At 58.1% G+C, this 17960-nt stretch carries 16 protein-coding genes and 1 other RNA gene; 9 read left to right on the forward strand and 8 right to left on the reverse strand.

All coding sequences use genetic code 11. The features are described 5' to 3' along the window. The gene (gene metF / locus MRBLMR1_RS05030; RefSeq protein WP_148147596.1) at window positions 1–891 is read left to right on the forward strand and encodes a methylenetetrahydrofolate reductase [NAD(P)H]; all 891 of its coding nucleotides are present in this window, start codon (window positions 1–3) and stop codon (window positions 889–891) included. A 423-nt stretch (window positions 892–1314) separates the two neighbouring features. Here the strand turns inward: metF and MRBLMR1_RS05035 are convergent, their stop codons facing one another. From MRBLMR1_RS05035 to MRBLMR1_RS05055, 5 genes are all read right to left on the reverse strand, one after another. Next, complete coding sequence (locus MRBLMR1_RS05035; RefSeq protein WP_148147597.1) at window positions 1315–2229, reverse strand: DMT family transporter; 915 nt, start codon at window positions 2227–2229, stop codon at window positions 1315–1317. Between the two features lie 95 nt (window positions 2230–2324). Beyond that, window positions 2325–3539 carry a lytic murein transglycosylase gene (locus MRBLMR1_RS05040; RefSeq protein ID WP_148147598.1) on the reverse strand — a complete coding sequence of 405 codons (1215 nt, stop codon included), beginning with the start codon at window positions 3537–3539 and terminating at the stop codon, window positions 2325–2327. Window positions 3540–3702: 163 nt separating this feature from the next. Further along, complete coding sequence (locus MRBLMR1_RS05045) at window positions 3703–4485, reverse strand: glycoside hydrolase family 25 protein (RefSeq protein WP_148147676.1); 783 nt, start codon at window positions 4483–4485, stop codon at window positions 3703–3705. Window positions 4486–4616: 131 nt separating this feature from the next. Then, window positions 4617–5234, reverse strand: coding sequence for a class I SAM-dependent methyltransferase (locus MRBLMR1_RS05050; protein WP_246435824.1), 618 nt, complete (start codon window positions 5232–5234; stop codon window positions 4617–4619). Between the two features lie 35 nt (window positions 5235–5269). Then, complete coding sequence (locus tag MRBLMR1_RS05055; protein WP_148147600.1) at window positions 5270–6520, reverse strand: BtaA family protein; 1251 nt, start codon at window positions 6518–6520, stop codon at window positions 5270–5272. 165 nt (window positions 6521–6685) lie between these two features. On the opposite strand from MRBLMR1_RS05055, the gene MRBLMR1_RS05060 reads away from it, so the two are divergent. Then, window positions 6686–8026: a serine hydrolase domain-containing protein gene (locus MRBLMR1_RS05060; protein ID WP_500063794.1), complete on the forward strand. Its 1341-nt coding sequence runs from the start codon at window positions 6686–6688 to the stop codon at window positions 8024–8026. Between the two features lie 3 nt (window positions 8027–8029). On the opposite strand, the gene MRBLMR1_RS05065 is transcribed toward MRBLMR1_RS05060, so the two are convergent. From MRBLMR1_RS05065 to MRBLMR1_RS05075, 3 genes are all read right to left on the reverse strand, one after another. Next, entirely contained in the window at window positions 8030–8980 is a 951-nt protein-coding gene (locus MRBLMR1_RS05065) for a transglycosylase SLT domain-containing protein (RefSeq protein WP_500063796.1), read from the reverse strand. Window positions 8981–9140: 160 nt separating this feature from the next. Beyond that, entirely contained in the window at window positions 9141–9776 is a 636-nt protein-coding gene (locus tag MRBLMR1_RS05070; protein ID WP_148147601.1) for a LysE family translocator, read from the reverse strand. 40 nt (window positions 9777–9816) lie between these two features. Then, the gene (locus tag MRBLMR1_RS05075) at window positions 9817–11028 is read right to left on the reverse strand and encodes a pyrophosphate--fructose-6-phosphate 1-phosphotransferase (protein ID WP_148147602.1); all 1212 of its coding nucleotides are present in this window, start codon (window positions 11026–11028) and stop codon (window positions 9817–9819) included. 355 nt (window positions 11029–11383) lie between these two features. Here MRBLMR1_RS05075 and MRBLMR1_RS05080 point away from each other — a divergent pair, with 355 nt between their 5' ends. From MRBLMR1_RS05080 to MRBLMR1_RS05110, 7 genes are all read left to right on the forward strand, one after another. Continuing rightward, entirely contained in the window at window positions 11384–12127 is a 744-nt protein-coding gene (locus tag MRBLMR1_RS05080) for a J domain-containing protein (protein WP_183685866.1), read from the forward strand. Next, on the forward strand, window positions 12124–12897 hold the full coding sequence (locus MRBLMR1_RS05085; protein WP_183685868.1) for an N-acetylmuramoyl-L-alanine amidase: 774 nt from the start codon (window positions 12124–12126) through the stop codon (window positions 12895–12897). Before MRBLMR1_RS05080 ends, MRBLMR1_RS05085 begins: the two co-directional genes overlap by 4 nt. A 247-nt stretch (window positions 12898–13144) precedes the next feature. After that, window positions 13145–13780 (forward strand): lytic transglycosylase domain-containing protein, encoded by a 636-nt coding sequence (locus MRBLMR1_RS05090; protein ID WP_148147604.1) that lies wholly within the window; start codon window positions 13145–13147, stop codon window positions 13778–13780. Between the two features lie 99 nt (window positions 13781–13879). Continuing rightward, window positions 13880–14282: RNase P RNA component class A (gene rnpB / locus MRBLMR1_RS05095), an RNA gene on the forward strand. A gap of 403 nt (window positions 14283–14685) precedes the next feature. Next, window positions 14686–15711 (forward strand): 16S rRNA (cytosine(1402)-N(4))-methyltransferase RsmH, encoded by a 1026-nt coding sequence (gene rsmH / locus MRBLMR1_RS05100; protein ID WP_148147605.1) that lies wholly within the window; start codon window positions 14686–14688, stop codon window positions 15709–15711. A gap of 2 nt (window positions 15712–15713) precedes the next feature. After that, entirely contained in the window at window positions 15714–16178 is a 465-nt protein-coding gene (ftsL, locus tag MRBLMR1_RS05105) for a cell division protein FtsL (protein ID WP_148147606.1), read from the forward strand. Further along, entirely contained in the window at window positions 16178–17923 is a 1746-nt protein-coding gene (locus tag MRBLMR1_RS05110; RefSeq protein ID WP_148147607.1) for a peptidoglycan D,D-transpeptidase FtsI family protein, read from the forward strand. Before ftsL ends, MRBLMR1_RS05110 begins: the two co-directional genes overlap by 1 nt. Window positions 17924–17960 lie beyond the last annotated feature (37 nt).

Here is a 17960-nt window from a genome sequence, read left to right on the forward strand (position 1 = left end):
ATGATGAACGAGACCACGACACGCCCGCGATTCGATATTTCTTTCGAATTCTTCCCGCCGAAATCCGAGGAGATGGAGGCGCAGTTGTTCGAGACAGTCGATCGTCTGGCGCTCTTTCAGCCGGAATTCGTCACCGTGACCTATGGGGCAGGTGGATCCACAAAAGAGCCGACGCTCTCGGCTGTCACCGGGATCATCGACAAGACCAACCTAGCGACTGCCGCACACCTGACCTGCGTTGATGCTTCCAAGGATGAAGTACGCTCGGTCGTCGAGGAGTATCGCGCTGCAGGAGTGCGCAGGATCGTTGCGCTCAGAGGTGATCCGACCGCTGGCATCGGTACGACCTATCTGCCGCATGCAGACGGTTTTCAGCGGACGGCGGATCTGGTGCAGGCGTTGGCGGAATACGGCGATTTCGACATTTCCGTTTCAGCCTATCCGGAAAAGCATCCCGAAAGCCGCAATATGGCTGCGGATATCTCGGTCTTGAAGCAGAAGGCCGATGCCGGCGCTCACCGTGCGCTAACCCAATTCTTCTTCGATAATGAGGTCTTCTTCCGCTACATGGATGAGGTTGCTGCAGCCGGTGTTACCATTCCGGTCATTCCCGGCATCATGCCCATCCAGAACCTGACGCAGCTCAAGCGCTTTTCGAAACGCTGCGGCGCGACCATTCCCGGGTTTCTCGATGAGCGGTTCGAGGGGCTGGACGACAACCCGGATGATCGGGCCAAGGTCGCCGCCGAAGTCGCTGCGGAGCAGATCGAAGAACTCGGTCGCAACGGTTTCAACCATATTCATCTCTACACGATGAACCGTTCGCCGCTCGTTTCCGCCGTGCTGGACAATATCGGCTACAAGCCGGGAATGCGTAAGGCTGCGGCTTGACCGAAGGCTGTCTTAAATGAAAGGCGCATGTTCCGGGGAACATGCGCCTTTCGAAATTCAGGTCCATATCAAACGTTCATGGATGCAAGATACGACCGGTAGTCTTTTGGCCTAGATGAAGAGCATCGAGGCTATGAATGCGAATGCAGCACCGACTACCAGGAGATTGAGGGGGTATGTACGTCCCATGTCTGCCTCCTTGCGTTGACGGTCCGATTTTATGTCGGTTCCGTGTCAAATGGAAAGCGGAATTTTGTGCTGCAACGCAGTGACCAAGCCGCGTTAGGATTTTGTTGTCAATCTATCTTTTTGATAATAAATGAAATAATGTGAATTAACGAAGCTTTCGTATGCGTTAAATTCATCTATTTGTCTGTTAATGAGCGTTATTTTCCGTGAGTGGAAAGGCTCTTTTGCACTGCTTCAAACAGTCTTTTTGCGCATGCGAAGGATTCGTCCGTCGAGCAGAACCAGGCCGAAACCGATGACGGCCATTCCAGCCAAGTCAGTCATCGCGAGGCGTTCTCCGAGGAATATGGCTCCCAGCAGAATAGCGCTCGGCGGCACCAGCAGAGTGACAAGCGAGGTATTGGTTGCCCCCGCGATCGAGAGGATCCTGAAGAAGATCAGGTAGCCGAGCGCCGTCGATAGAAGAGCCAAGGCGATGATTGCCGCGATCGCGTGCGTCGAAGGTGTTGTCAGCGTCCAGGGCTGGTCGGCAATCAGCGAGATCGGCAGCATGATGAAGCTGGAGGCGGTCAGCTGGCCTGCTGCCGTCACCGGGGCTGGAATGCCGCGAAAACGCTTGCCGTAGGTCCCGGCTAGGCCATAGGAGATCGCCGCCATGACTGGAAGGATGAGTGCCCAGAGCGGGGCGGCGCTGGCTGTCATCGCACTCGGGCCGATCAGGATGCAGGTGCCGGCAAGGCCTGCGGCGCAGCCGGCAAGCTTGGCGCCGGTCAGCTTTTCGTCCGAGGTCCACTGATTGGCAATGATCACCGTCCAGATCGGCGTGGTGGCGTTGAGGATGGAGGCGAGTCCCGCGCCGATCTCGGTCTGGCCGAAGAAGATCAGCGTATGGGGCAGGGCGTTGTTGATCAAGCCGAGGATAAGGAACGAGCGCCAGTGCTGTTTCAGGATCGAATAAGTGCCGAAGCGTCCATGTAAATAGATATGCAGCGCGAGAGCAGCGATGCCGAGGCGCAGCAGAACCAGCGTGAAGGGCGGCACTTCATGGACCGCGATGCGGGCAAAGAAGAAGGAACCACCCCAGAGAAGACCGAGAAGGAAGAGCAGGGCCCAGGCGAGTGGGGTCAATCGAGGTGTCGCTGATGTCATCCGGATGCTCTTCTCGCGCTGATTGAGATGCAGAAGATAAAACGGGCGGCGATCAGATCGCCACCCGTTTCGTGTCATGGGGTCAATTTCCTACCTTAAAGCGCCTGAAGCAGCGCCTCCGTCGGCCAGCCATCGGCAGGCATGCCGAGGCGCGCCTGTTCCTTCTGGACAGCCTGGCGCGTGCCGGAGCCGAGAATGCCATCGATCTTGCCGACATCGTGGCCGTGAGCATCAAGCTTGGTCTGCAGCTGCTTCATGGCCTCTACATCGAGGCCCTGTTCCGGAGTTGTCTTCTGGTAGGGCGGTGCGCCGGTCAGACGAGTGGCGAAATAGGCGGCGGAGGTCGTGTAGATGAACGACTGGTTCCACTGCAGGTAGATGCCGAAATTCGGGTAAGTAAGGAAGGCCGGTCCCTTGCGGCCCTGGGGCAGTATGAGAGCTGCCGGCAGGTTGCCGAATTTCGTGTCGCCATCACGCGGGGTGACACCGTAGGAGAACCACTCGCTGGCCGGGATTTCGTTGCCGAGGCCGGATTTCTCGAAGGGCAGATTCTCCGGCAACGTTACTTCCTGGATCCAGGGCTCGCCCTTCTTCCATCCCATACTCTGGATGAATTTCGCGGCCGTCAGAACCGCATCCGGTGCGCTGCCCTTAACGTCGATATGGCCGCTGTTGTCGCCATCGACGCCTTGAGCGATGATGTCTTCCGGCAGCATCTGGACCTGGCCGATTTCGCCGGCCCATGCACCGGTATTGGTCGACGGGTTGAGGTCGCCGTGCTGCACCATCTCGATCAGGGCGATCAGCTGCGGGCGGAAGAGTTCCGGGCGGCGGCAGTCATGGGAGAGCGTGACGAGCGCGTTGCGGGTGTTGAAATCGCCCTGGACGGCGCCGAAGTCGGTTTCCATCGCCCAGAAGGCGGTGATCACGCCTGCGGGCACGCCGAACTCGTTTTCCGCACGAGAGAAAACATCGGCGAGCTGCTTGAGTTTCTGGCGGCCGATATCGAGGCGAGCCTGGCTGACCGTGCGCTGAGAAAACTCAAGAAAAGTCTGACGGAAAACGCCCTGAGCGCGGTCACGGCTCAGAACCTTCTGGTCGATCTGCGCGCCAGCGAGGGCTTCGTCCACCGCCGAGGCCGGAATGCCCTTGGAGATTGCTTCCTGCTTCACGCCCGCGAGAAACGCGGTCAGGTCGCCACCGCAGGCAGGGGCGGGTGACGTGGAAGACGTCTGGGCGAATGCGGGGACGGTCAGCCCTCCGGCAATAAGGGCTGCAAGAACAAAGCTACGGCTGTCGAGAAATGACATAGGGCGATCCTGGCGATCTGTGGCGTGTACGGGGATGATCAATGTAGAAATATGTGCCGCACGTACCCGTGAGCGCGGCGGCAGCCGGCTATTTAGCGCAGTCGCATTCACATTGCCAGTGATAGGTATGGAGACAGCGCTACGATCTCACCGGGACTGACAGTCAGTCGTTTGCAGCGGCGACCCAGGTGTTCCAGTTTCTTGCGCTGCCGGAAAAGACGTTGATGTCCGTTTCACCCCTTATGCCCGGTACGACGCCGGTAGCGGTATATTGCCAGAAGGCCCATTTGCGACCGGTATAGATTTCGCCTGGATGCGCTGCCACCGAGCGGACCCAGAAGTGATAGTCGTTGAATGCGCCGACGAGGTTGTCGCGGTGGAAATCGACCGATGTGTAGATGATCGGCTTGCGGCCATAATGGGCTTCGATACGGGCCATGAAGCGCCGCATCACGTCACGCACCGTTGCTGCATCCGGCCTCAGCTTGCAGGTCGGTGAGGCGGGGTTCCATTCCATGTCCAGAACCGGCGGAAGCATGTTGGCTTCCTTTGGTACATTGGCAATGAACCAGTCGGCCTGATCTTCCGGTGTCGAACAGAAATAGTAGAAATGATAGGCGGAATGCGGGATGCCGGCGCGTGCAGCACCTTGCCAATGGGTTCTGAACGCCGGATCGATGCGGTCCTTGCCTTCGGTTCCCTTGATGAAGACGAAGGCGACGTCGGATTTCCTGACTGTCTGCCAGTCGATGTCCGTGCCGTTCCATTTCGACAGGTCGATGCCGTGGACTTCGTGCCGACCGGGGTGATCGCGGCCGAAATTCTGCGGGTCATTGTCCTTGAACTTCGTGCCGCTGATCGAGGCCGTGTCCATGAGGTCGCTGGTGGACGTGCAGGAACTGGCCAGCACGGCGGTCAGAAGAAGGGCGAGAAGCGTGCGCGGCATAAGGAATCCGGTCTGTGCTGCAGCTAAGCCGCTATCGGCCGGAATCAGGCCGCGCGGCATTCGAGCGTTCCGTTTACCATAGTGCCGCCGGGATTGCGTAAGGCGAAATGATCGGCCGGATAACGAGTGCGTCAGCCTCGCTTGCGGATCACTGCGTGCCAGGCGTAACCGCGCCCGATATCCTCGAAAGTCATGGCGGCATTGGCTGCGTCGAGCCTGGCCTGAAGGACTTCGTGAAGATTGGCCCGCGGGGTGACGTGAAAGCGGCGCAGCCAGGTTTGAAGCATGCCGCGGAACCAGCCGGGCAGGCGCTCCTGCTGGCCGAAATCGACGATGTGCAGCGAGCCTTTCGGATTGAGGGCAGCCAGTGCCGTGGTGATTGCCTCCTCCCAGGCCGGGATCATCGAGACGGCGTAGGAAATCATGATGCGGTCGAAGCCGCTGACACCGAAGTCCTGCGGGCGGAAGGTCGTGGCGTCGGCGACGATCAGGGTAGGTTGCTGTGCGTCGCCGGCCAGATTGGCGCGTGCGGTTTGCAGCATCTCGGCGGATATGTCGAGGCCATAGAGCTTCGCCGTCGGGTAATGGCGGCGGGTCAGGACCAGATTGCGGCCGGTGCCGCAGCCGACTTCCAGAATGCTTGTCCCGTCGGTCGCGTTCAGGCCTGCAATCGTTCTGTCCCGGCCGAAAAGGTAATATTTCCGCGTGAGGTCGTAGATGTGCCGCTGGTAGCGGTACATGCGGTCCATGTGGGCGGCGTGAGCTTCCGTCGTTGCGCCGGCGCTCACTGGCCGGCCTTCACGTAAATGTGGAAGCCGCCATAGATGGCGGAGCGGTCCTGCAGGTTCAGTTCGGCGGAGCGTTCGCCAAGATAGGTCCATTCCTGCCTAAGCGTATCGGAGATGCGGCCTTCGATGACGCTCTTTTCGGCGGCAGTGCGGAAGATGACCCGGGCGCCAGGAGCTGCGGTGCGGTTGATTTCGCTCCAGAGCGCATTCAGCTGATCGTCGGTCATCCAGTCCTGGGCGTCGAGCAGCACGAAGCGATCGACCGAGCCGGCCGGCTTGCGCGCCAGAAGGACGGTGACGCTCTCATGGTGGACCGTGACGCGATCGGTATTCTGCCGGATCGCCTTGTAATTTTCCGCACGCAGATAATCGGGCAGGCTGCCTTCTTCCGGGCGCGGATAACGGCGTGCGAAGGCCTGCCAGGCGAAATAATTGTCATTCATCGGGAAGTGGCAGGCGAGCTTTTCAAGCCGCTCGCGCAAGACCGGTGCAATCGAGCCATTCGGTGCGAGGCTCGCGAGCTCGTCATATTGCTGGGGCGGGATGCCGAGGCCGAAGAGCGAGCTTTTGCGGCTGGTAATGAAGCGGATCAGCGGGCGGTCGAAGAGCGGAGCAATGTTGGCGTCGAAGAACTGGCGCTGTTCGCGCAGCGAGCGTGCCTCGGCAAATTCCTTCAGATCGACGCCATGGAGACGGGCGATTACGTGGCCAATGGCGATGAAGCGGCCAAGCAGGCCAGTGCGATAGATGTTTCTGTTGAACACCTCGACGCGCCGACGACCGGTCAGTGAGCGCTTCTGCCAGTAGGCTCGCGTCTGTTCGTCCAGGTTGCGGCCGATATGGGCATCAAACGCCGAACTGTTGGACTTCAGGCCGTCCATTCCGAGGTAACGAACAACGTCGGCATGCGCCGGCAGATGTTTGAAGGCTGCAAGCTTCAGTCGGTTGAGAGCGATGTGGTGACGATTGAGATCGACAACGTCGATGCTCTTCGGCGAGCGGGACAGATAAGCCAGCATGTTGCAGCCGCCAGAGCCGATGGTGACGATCGAATGCCCTTCCGACAGTTCCATCGCGTCCATGTCGACCGCCGGGTCCTCCCAGATCTGGGGATATACGAGGCCGGAGAAGAGCAGGCCGAACAGGCGCTCGGAAAGGCCGTGCGGCGACAGGGCCTTGTGCTGGAGGAGGGCGTCCTTGAGCTTGCGGTTGCGCTGCAAGCCACGTTCTTCGACGATATCTGCCATGACCAAATCCTGCCTCATCATGAGTTTCGAGGCGTTTAGCCGCTTCGTGCAACAGCTTCGTGACGCGCATTGTGACTTGCTTCATCGTGAACGCGTTCCGCAACAATGAGCCTTCCCCTCGGTCACGGATTTTGCTTGCATGCCGCAGACAGAATGGAGGCGCTGGTGCTGAAGGTAATTTTTCGTCGTCTTGCGGTGTTCCTGCTCATCGTGGCGATCGGCATCGGTCTGTGGATCTATTTCATTCCGCCCAATCTGCTGCGCGTGGGCAGCGGCTATGCGGCGAAGATCGTATGCTCCAACGTCTTCATTGCGGGGCGTGATCCCGATGTGATTCTGGAGCAGGATGTTCAAGCGCCGGGCCATCCGCTCTTGCGGTTGATGGGCATTGCAGTCGACCGTGACGGTAAACGCGTCAATGCTGCCCTGCTGGGATCGATTGCGCCGAGCGAGGCAGTTTACCGCGAGGGAACGGGATGCACCGTCGGGCCGGTTGGAAGTGTTCAGTCGGCGGCCAATGCCACTAGGCCAGTTCCAGAGAGTGATCCCGAGGCGCTGTGGCCTGAAGGGGATAAAGCCGATTCGGAAGAAACGCTTGTCTCAATATTTTCAGACGCTGCTTTAACCGGACCAGGCATGCGGGCGGTGGTGATCGTCAGTCATGGCAAAATCGTTGCCGAAGCCTATGGTGAAGGTTTTTCGAAAGATATGCCGCTTCTCGGTTGGTCGATGACTAAGACCGTAAATGCCGCGATCATCGGGCGACTGATGAAGGAAGGGCGCTTGTCGCTCGACGAGAAGAACCTGTTTACGGAGTGGAGGGATGATCGGCGCGCATTGATCCGTATTTCCGATCTCATGGGCATGGAGAGCGGACTGGCTTTCAACGAGAATTACGGGACGGTGGCCGATGTAACGCGCATGCTGTTTCTTGAGCCGGATATGGCGCGTTTCGTCGAAAGTATAACGCTCGAGGACGAGATCGGCTCGCGCTTCACCTATTCGTCCGGGACGTCCGTGCTGCTTTCCAGGATCTGGATGAATCGCATCGGTAATCGTGATGAGGCGCTCGCCTATCCCTCGCGGGCGATCTTCGAGCCGTTGGGCATGACGTCGGCAATCATGGAAACCGATGCGGCGGGCACGTTTGTCGGCAGTTCGTACATGTATGCGACTGCCCGCGATTGGGCACGGTTCGGGCTGTTTCTGGCGCGCGACGGTGTGTGGGAGGGGGCGCGCCTGTTGCCGGAAGGCTTCGTGGCGCAGATGCATGAGGCCAATAGAAGTTCGGGCGGCCGCTATTCGAAAATGCAAACGTGGCTGCCGAAGCCCGGGGCCGGTCTGCCATCGGATGCATTCGTCATCAGCGGGCATGACGGGCAAAATGTCTTTGTCATTCCGTCACTGGATCTGGTGATCGTGAAGTTGGGCCTGACGCCGAGATCGCAGGGCTACGATGCGAGTGTGCTGGCATCGGAAGTGGTGAAACGGATAAACGCCGATTAGCCGTTATTTCTGCAGGACGTGGAGCATGTCCTTGCGCTTGGCATCGTAATAATAGCCGCGCGCATAAAGCCGGATTGCGTTGTCGTTCTGGTTATCGGCGACAAGCCAAGCGCCGCGGAGATATTTGATCGCGTATTTCAAGTTGGTTTCGGCGTCGAGAAGGCCTTCTGGTGGTCCCTCGTAACCCATCGATTTGGCCGTCGAATACTTGATCTGCATGAGGCCCCAATAACCGTTCTTGTGATAAGCCTTGGGGTCATATTTGCTTTCGCGGTGCACGACGCGGTGCACCAGCGATTCCGGCACACCATACAGGCCGGCATAACGGTGGATAAGCTTTTTCAAGTTCGAAGGGGCGTCCGTCGCGGTTTCCGGCATCGGCTCGCCGGGAGCCGGGGGGAACTCCATCCGGTTGTCGATCGCCGAAACTGCGGCGACTGCTTTCGGCTGCGATGCGTAAGCAAGCGTAGTCGTCGGCACCTGCGGGCGCGGGATCGGAATGACCGATTGCAGCGCGACCATGTCCGGCGTCAGTTCTGGTTCGTCAAGCGCGATGGCCTGAGCTGCTGCCGGTTGGATCTGTCCCGACTGGACTGCCGGAGCGAGCGGAGGGGAAACAAGGCGGGCACCCTTGGCGGTGCTGTGCGCTACTGGCTGAGCAGAGGCGACGACGACAGGCATCGATGCGGCAGTCGAGCTCGTTTGCATGGCAACGAACGGCGCCATGGTCGGAGATGACATGGCTGCGGTCTGAACGTTGGCTGCGTCCGACACAGTCGGTACGGGAACCGGGAGGCGGCTTGTCTTGACGAGCGTAACTGTGCTGTCAGGACCTCCTTCTGCGATCGCCGAAGATGCATCGGCAGTCTGCTGAACGGATTGGTCCTGCGTCTCGTTCGACGCCACGTTGTTGCTGTGGTCAACGCTGGAACATGCAGCCAATGCGGAAGACATGGCAATAACCACGGCTGCCTTACGGCCCACAAATCGCATCATTGCCATCGGGTCGCTTTCATTAAAAATCGTTGCCCAGAACGTTAACAAGACCAGTGAAACTCGACCTCAATTAACTCATTCGAAAGAGATCGACAAGCCACCAGCCGGTCGCAGATGATCATGCGGCGATGCGCCGATATCCGGCAGTGACCGCACGACGGGCTATGAAACGTGTTCCGGGCTTGTAGGGAACCTTGCTGCGGGCCTTGGAAACGCGGCGTTTCCGAGTGAAACTGGCGGGAAGTGTGGCATGGGCAAGCGCCCCTATCATCGCCGAAACAGCCAGTGCAGAAATCATGTTTATACACTGTTCCTGTGGCGCGCGCGCGGGATCAAAAAACTGGACGGCAATTGCTGCCGTGAGCGCAAAGTAACGCGTGCTCCTGAACGTTGTCAGAACGAAATAACCGAATATGCGCATGGGACGCGTTTCGGGAAGGTTGTCGTTGTCGGCGGTCCCATAGCGGAGCCGAGGATCCTGGTAGGCGTAGAGGACATGCAGCATCAGGTAGGACAGCCCTATCCATGAAAGAGCGCCGATTGCTGCTGGCCAAAGGAAAGTGATCAGAAAAACGCCGGCGACGACCAGAACGCCTCCAAGAACAAAGGATAGAACGAAGGCCGGGATCGTCACGAATGCGCTTGTTCTTCCCCATGAAGCGGAGAACGCTGCAGTGAGCGATGCAATGGGATGCGGCATAAGAAGGATAGCAACCGTCGTTGCCGCAAAAGCGAGCCATGTTTCTATGGTCATCATCACCCTCCCGGATGCCACAGCATCCGTCATTTTTCCATCAGGCGGGCTCGAAAGACTGCCCAATGGACTCCATTACATCGCCGAACCATCTTGCCGTCATATCAAAAGGTTTACCACCCTTGATGCGCGGAAATTCGATCGTTCTAAGCTTCCCATTCTGGTCTTCGTCATGTCCGGTCACGCCGGAGACCCGGTTTAATGCACTTTCAACAGCGAGATCGACCATTCCCTGGATCAGTCGAAGATCATCGCCGTTTGCAGCTGCAGACCTGGCGAAATAGCCGGACTTCTGCACCAATGATCGTTCCGCATCGATCCGGGCCGCAAACTGCTTCTGGAACCAGCCTCCGACATTGATCGTATCCAGTTTGACGTGACCGAACGCATCACGGGCAACATTTTCGCCGGCAGCCTCGCGTTCGGCAACGATTGCGTCCAAACAGGCGCCCTCGGAAACAAAGACCGTCGCAAAGCCGCGCTTGTCCATGACTTCCCTCAAACGAGCCGCTTCCTTTTGCGCATCAAAGGCCATTTCGGGAAGATATACGCCGTCGATGCCCTTCATTTCCTCATTCATGAGGAAGCCTTCGACATAGTTGTTGGAACTGCTTTTCTGGATATAGGCGCGTGCCGTTGCCGCGGTAAGCCAACCGCAATGGCGACCCATGACCTCATGGATGATGAGGGTACGCGGCGCCGCCGTCTGTTCATTCGAAACATTGTCGAAAAATGCTGCGCCAACTTCCGCTGCTGTCCAGGCGCCCAGCGACTGGCGAATGGGAACGATATCATTGTCGACCGTCTTCGGCAGGCCAACTACGGTGAGGTCGTAACCGTTTGCGGCTAGATATGCTGCGAGATCGGCAGCTACGGTGTTGGTATCATCGCCGCCAATAGTGTGAAGCACGGTGATGCCATCTTCGGCAAGCTGCTCTGCTGCAACTGCCAGAGGGTTCTGGCCTTCTTTGATCAGGCCCCGCTTCACGCAGTCTGCGGCATTTGTCAGTTTGACGCGGCTGTTGCCGATCGGCGAGCCGCCATAACGGTGGAGCAGATGCGCATTCTCTCGCATCTCCGCTGTGATTTCGATTCGGTCCGAGAGAAGAACCCCTTGGTATCCGGAGCGATAGGCGATCAGTTCAGCATCCGGAGCGACATCGGTGTAACGTTGAATGAGGCCTCCCACAGCCGATGATAGGCAGGGAGCAAGACCGCCTGCCGTCAACATTGCTACTTTCTCTCTGGCCATGGTTCCTCCGTCGCGTGTAAACGCTTCCCCTGCATTTCTCCGGCGGTATGGATGCGATAGAGGGCAGACGGTGTAAAGTGCATTTCTTCGCCTATTCCGTCGCGCGCCTTGTTTTTCGGTGGGTAATAATTCCGTGTTTTCAAACGGATGCGTCGATAAAGCTGCGCTGCATCACATATGGCGGAGGTTGGTGCGCAGCGGATGGCTTTGAAGGGGGGGCTGATTTCAGATGCCATGAAAGCAGTCGGCCTGACCTCCGAGCCAGCTCATTGTTCGAATAACATGAACATAGTTTAATCTGGTGGTGAACGCCCGATCCGTTGCATTTTTTGGTGTTATCTGGTCATTTAGGCGGATGATATTCGATTTTTCCTGTCTGCAGATTTCCTCCTTGTGGGAGCGGCTTATCGGTGCGATCGGCGATGCCGCCGGTAGCGCGCTGGGGCGCGTGGTGGAGGCTATCCGCACGCTTTTCGAGGGGGATCCCGAGACCCGCCGGCAGGTTTCCTTCTCCGTTGCCATCATCGCGCTGTCCGCGAAGATGGCCAAAGCGGATGGAATCGTCACCGAAGCGGAAGTGAAGGCGTTCCAGCAAATCTTCGATTTTCCGGATGAAGAAGCCCGCAACGTCGCGCGTTTATACAATCTCGCGCGTCAGGACGTGGCCGGTTATGAGGCCTATGCGTCCAAGCTCTCAAACCTTTGCAGTTCGGGAGCTGCCGAGAACTGCCCGATGCTCGAGAGTGTCGTGGATGGGCTTTTCCATATCGCCAAGGCGGATGGCCTGGTGCATGAGAAGGAGCTTCTGTTCCTCGGCCGTATTGCGGAAATCTTCCGGATAGATGACGAACATTTCCGCCGAATCATGGCGCGGCACGTGCATCTCGATGGTCGGGATCCGTATCTGGTGCTCGGCGTTTCCCCCGAGGATGATTTCGCTGCGATCCGCAAGCAATACCGCCTTCTTGTCTCCGAACATCATCCGGACCGTTTGATTGCGCGGGGCGTGCCTGCCACGCTTCACGCTGCCGCAAACGAGCGGATGGCTGCGCTGAACGCGGCTTATAAGGCGATCGAGAAAGAGCGTCGCGCAGCATGAGTGATTTCGTTGCGGACTATGCGGCAGCATCTGTCCGGCCGTCTCCCAATCACGGGGAGCGAGTTTCCGGCCGTCAACCTGATGCAATCATCCTTCACTATACCGGCATGCCGGACGCCGATCAGGCGCTGAACTGGCTCTGTAACGAGGAGAGCCAAGTTTCCAGCCATTACTTCGTTCATGAGGACGGGCGTGTGATCCAGCTCGTGCCGGAGACGCGGCGTGCATGGCATGCAGGAAAAAGTGCTTGGGCGGGAGAGGTCGATATCAATTCCTGTTCGATCGGTATCGAGATCGCCAATCCCGGGCATCCGGGCGGGCTTCCGATGTTTCCTGCCGACCAGATCGAAGCGGTGGTTCAATTGTGTCTGGATTGCGGCGAGCGGTGGTCCATAAGGCCGGAACGGGTGCTCGGTCACTCCGATGTCGCGCCAATCCGCAAGGTTGATCCGGGCGAGAATTTTCCGTGGAAGCGGCTGTATGATGCGGGTGTTGGTCATTGGGTCGACGCAAGTCCGATTGCCGGCGGGCGGTTCTTCCAGTTGGGCGAGGCGGGGCAGCCCATCGAGGCGCTGCAATCGATGCTATCCTTCTACGGCTACGATCTTGAGATAACAGGCAATTTCTGCGACCGCACCAAGGGTGTGCTGGAAGCGTTTCAGCGGCATTTTCGTCCGGCGCTGGTCGATGGAATAGCCGATTTCTCCACGATCGATACCTTGCACCGATTGCTGACCTCGTTGCCGAAATATAGCCAGGTAGAAATCTGATCTCCTGAGAGTTGTAAGGTAGTAAAAACGTCGTTTTGCTGCGCTGCCACAGACTTTCCTTAATAACCGGGTTTAAGCAGTGGCTCGCGCAATCGCCTTGTAGGCGGGGATTGCAAAGAAAAACGAACGGGTTTCGTCAACGGTTGCATCGTCTTTCCGGCATTGCTTCCGAAGGATCGGCATGTGCCGGCCGCGAGCCTTTCAGGTCCATGAGTTGAAGGACCTTACCCGGAGACTGACTTACTTCATGAGAATGCTGGCTATTGCAGCCGCAGCGGGCGTGATTGCGCTTGCTGCGGGTACGGATTTCGTGCGCGCCGAAGACGGTGGGGAGACGACGAACTCTACAGAAAAACAGGTCATCAAGCCCTGGGAAACGCGCGAAACCACCATGCAGGCCAAGACGCCGGAAGATCAGCCTTCGCTTCGCCAGTCGCGTTACGAGGGTTTGATTCGTCAATATGCCGATCAATACGGCGTTCCGACCGAGCTGGCGATGGCTGTCGTGCGGATCGAAAGCAATTTCCAGCCGATGGCAAAGGGAAGCGCGGGAGAGATCGGCCTGATGCAGATCAAGCCTGCAACGGCCAAGCTGATGGGGTACAGGGGGCGTGCCTCCGGTCTCTATGATCCTGAAACCAACATTCGCTATGGTATGAAATATCTCGCCGGCGCGCATGAACTCGGTGATGGAAAGCTCTGCCGGACCATCCTCAAATACAATGCCGGCCATGGTGCAAAGCGCATGAACCCGGTGTCGCAGCGTTACTGCAACAAGGTTGAGATGGTGATTGCCTCAATGGATCGCGCCAAGCCGGAAGAGGCTGTTTCCTATGCGACGGTGGCGCTGGATTATGGTCGCACCTACCCGTTGATGTTCTGATTCCGGAAAACGCTCGAAGCGCTTTACATCCCACGCATTCTGCGAATTCTTTGCTCTGTGCTGTGGCGTTTGCGGATCAAACCGTTTAAGGAGCCGGTGCCAGTTGGCCGGGCAGCCGCGCTTTACCAATGTCGAAAGACGGTAGGGTGAGGAAAGTCCGGGCTCCACGGAAACACGGTGCCGGATAACGTCCGGCGGGGGCGACCCTAGGGAAAGTGCCACAGAAAGCAAACCGCCTCGCTATATGCGGGGTAAGGGTGAAAGGGTGGGGTAAGAGCCCACCGCGCCTCTGGTGACAGCGGCGGCAAGGTAAACCCCACCGGGAGCAAGACCGAATAGGGATGACGCGGGGCGCCAAAAGCGCCTACAGCCTGTTTCTGGGCCAGTCATCCGGGTGGGTTGCGTGAGGCGATGTGCAAGCATCGTCCCAGATGAATGGCTGCCACGTTCCGGTGCTTGCATCGGAGCCATACAGAACCCGGCTTACAGGCCAACTGGCGAATCGGACCTGATAATGCGGCGGTGATGTAACGTCTTCTTCTCGCTGTCAGCGTCCGGCTGCTCTCCCGTTCTTCGAGAAAGTGGAGAGTTTTCATTATTTCAATAGCTTAATCGATGTTTATCCGACGTTTTCGAGTGCCTCTCTCCGATCGCAAAACCCGCCTTGGTAATGTTTTGTTAAACTTAACGGGTCATAAATAAATGCATGTAGGAAGGGGTTTTCAAGGCTCGTTCCGTGGGTGTCTCTTTAGTCGATCGTTCTTTCATTTTTCTCTGCTGCGAGGGGCGATGTTTGCCTTGGTAATCGGTTGTCTCGGTTCCTTGCGGATGGTCGTGAATTGAAGGTGGGCTTTCCGGCGGAAGGGGCTGTTGTTTTTCTGCTCTAATTGCAGTGAGAGTGCAGTATGGCGAATGGGTCTGATGGTGCTGAGGTCGAGACCGAAACTGGGTCTGCGCGCCATATCCCGGTTATGCTTGGGGAAGTGGTTGCTGCGCTTCAGCCTGAAGCGGGCAAGGTCATTCTCGATGGCACTTTTGGTGCAGGCGGATATACGTCCGCGCTTCTTTCTGCCGGTTCTTCGGTAATTGCTCTCGATCGCGATCCGACTGCGATCTCTGCAGGTCAGGCGCTGGTTCAGAAGAGCGAGGGACGGCTGTCCCTTATCCATTCCGAGTTCTCCCGTCTTGCGGAGTATGTTCCCGATGGCGGTTTGGATGGTGTCGTCTTTGATATCGGCGTGTCGTCGATGCAGATCGATGAGGCTGAACGCGGCTTTTCGTTTCAGCGCAATGGGCCGCTCGATATGCGTATGTCGTCTTCGGGTGTTTCCGCCGCTGATGTCGTCAATCGGGCCAAGGTCGGTGACCTTATTCGGATTTTCGGATTTCTCGGTGAAGAAAAGCATCCTGGGCGTATTGCTCGCGCCATCGAAAAGCGGCGTGCGACACAGTTGTTCGAAACAACACGCGATCTCGCCAATCTGATCGAGAGCGTCAATCCGCGCAAAGCCAAGGATAAGATTCATCCGGCGACTCGTGTCTTTCAGGCGCTTCGGATTTTCGTGAATGACGAGCTTGGGGAACTGGCTCGTGCGCTTTTTGCCGCCGAGCGGTCGCTTAAGCCGGGCGGTCGTCTGGTTGTCGTAACGTTTCATTCTCTCGAAGATCGGATCGTGAAGCAATTTTTCTCCGATCGTTCAGGTAAGGCTTCCGGCTCGCGACATATGCCGGCGGTCGAGGTTCGTTCCGCTGTTTTCGAATTTCCGGGCAAGCAGATGATTGCCGCTGGCGAGGCCGAGGCTGAGGTCAATCCGCGTGCACGGTCCGCCAAGCTGCGTATGGGCGTTCGTACCGAAGCCAAGCCTGGTGCTGACGACTTGTCTATTTTCTCGCTGCCTGAGCTGGCCAGCCTTGCGACCATGGGAGCCTGACGATGCTGAGGAGTTTCGATCTCGTCCTGATCGGCGTGATGACCACGATGGCGGTCGTTACCTACACGATCAAGCATCGAGCGGACGAAAAGCTGAGCGAAGTTCGCCGGCTCGAGGCTGAGATCAGGCTTGAACGCGACACGATCGATCTTCTGAAGGCCGACTGGGCTCTCGTGACGCAGCCGAACCGCCTGCAGCCATTGATTAAGAATTACGATTCGGAGCTTGGTCTTGTTCCCACGCAGCCGACACAGCTCGCAATGCCAAAGGAGCTGCCCATGCACAGATCGCAACTCCCGCAGCCCGATACGACGATTGAGGATATTATCGCCGGCAAGAACGGTGAGGTAGCTGCGGCTCTCAAGGGAGTGGAGCAGGCGAAGGCAACGCCGGCTCCCAAGGTTCCATTGCCGCTGCCTCGAGGATGGGCGCCGGATAATATGTCCACTGGCTCGGTGAGGCGCTGATGTCTTTTCTTTCTAAAGTTATGGTGGTCAAACGCCGGGCGCATTTTTCATCTGACCGCAAGGGCAGGTCTGCCGTTGGCGGCGCTGCGTTTGAAGGAACGCGCAAGAAGAAATCTGCGCAGGCGCGCAATCGCGTGGGTCTGCTGATCGCCGGTTTCGCCGTGGTTTACGTCGTGATCGGCGGCCGTCTTACGCAGTATGGTATGGCCCAGCCGGAGACGACCTCGAGCATCCTGCCTGCGGATCGGCTGATGGCCTCGCGCCCGGATATCGTCGACCGTAACGGCGCGATCCTTGCGACGGACATTCGCACCGTCTCGCTGTTCGCCGAGCCGCACAAGATTGTCGATGCCGACGAGGTGGTCGAGAAGCTTTCGACCGTACTGACTGATCTCGACGTCAAGTCGACCTATTCGAGGCTCAAGTCCAATTCGCGTTTCCAGTGGCTGCGTCGCCAGTTGACGCCGAAGCAGCAAAGCCAGATCCTTGCGCTCGGTATTCCGGGTATCGGTTTCAGGCCCGAGAAGCGCCGCTTCTATCCCGGCGGACGCACGGCCGCTCATATCGTCGGTTACGTGAATATCGACAATCGTGGCGTTGCTGGCATGGAGCGCTATGTCGACAGCCAGGGACTTGCAGACCTTGCCTCTGTCGGCATGACCTCGAACCAGCCGCTGGAGCCGGTCAAGCTTTCCATCGACTTGAGAGTTCAGGCGATCGTGCAGGATGTCGTTTCTTCCTCGATCGGCAAGTACCATTCGATCGGCGCCGGTGCTGTGGTGTTCGATGTCCATACCGGTGAAATCCTCGGCATGGCATCTGCCCCTGACTTCGACCCGAATGATCCCGCTGCCGGCGGAGAAGAGGGCTGGTTCAACCGCATGTCGAACGGCACGTTCGAGATGGGCTCGACATTCAAGTCGTTCACGCTGGCCATGGGCCTCGACGACGGCAAGATGAACATCAACAGTACTTTCGATGCGCGTTTCCCGATCCGTATCGGCGGGTTCACCATCAAGGATTTCCACGGCAAGGGACGCGTGTTGAGCGTGCCTGAGATCTTCCAGTATTCGTCGAACATCGGTACGGCGAAGATTGCCGACGCCGTCGGCATCGATGGCCACAAGGACTTTTTGACGCGTCTCGGCCTTTTGTCGAGAATGAAGACGGAATTGCCCGAGGTGGCTATGCCGAGCCAGCCGCGGCAATGGAAGAAGATCAACTCGATCACCATTTCCTTCGGACACGGCGTATCCACCACCCCGTTGCAGACGGCGGTTGCCGGTGCTGCACTGGTCAACGGCGGCAAGCTGATCTCGCCGACCTTCCTGCCGCGCACGAGGGAAGAGGCAGATCTGGTCGCGACCCAGGTGCTAAAGCCGTCTACAAGCCGCGATATGCGCTATCTGTTCGAATGGAACGGTGCCAACGGTTCGGGCCGAAATGCGCGCGTCGATGGTTTCGATGTCGGCGGCAAGACGGGTACGGCCGACAAGGTCGTCAACGGACGTTATGCGCATGACAAGAACTTCAACGCGTTCCTGTCGGCCTTTCCGATGGACAATCCCAGATATGTGGTCCTGAGCTTCAGCGACGAGCCGAAGACGGACAAGGGCAATGGTGCGGCGCTCGCTGCCACCTCGGCGGCGCCGATGGTCAAGGAGATCATCAGCCGTTCGGCTCCCATTCTCGGTGTAAAGCCGAAATTCGGCAATGACGGTTCTGCCCTGCTTGTGTCTTATTGAGCGACAACAACTCGAGCGGCGATTCGTGAGCGCCGCT

The sequence above is a fragment of the Neorhizobium sp. LMR1-1-1.1 genome, from assembly GCF_040675795.1.
In the GTDB taxonomy this organism is placed as follows: domain Bacteria; phylum Pseudomonadota; class Alphaproteobacteria; order Rhizobiales; family Rhizobiaceae; genus Neorhizobium; species Neorhizobium cellulosilyticum.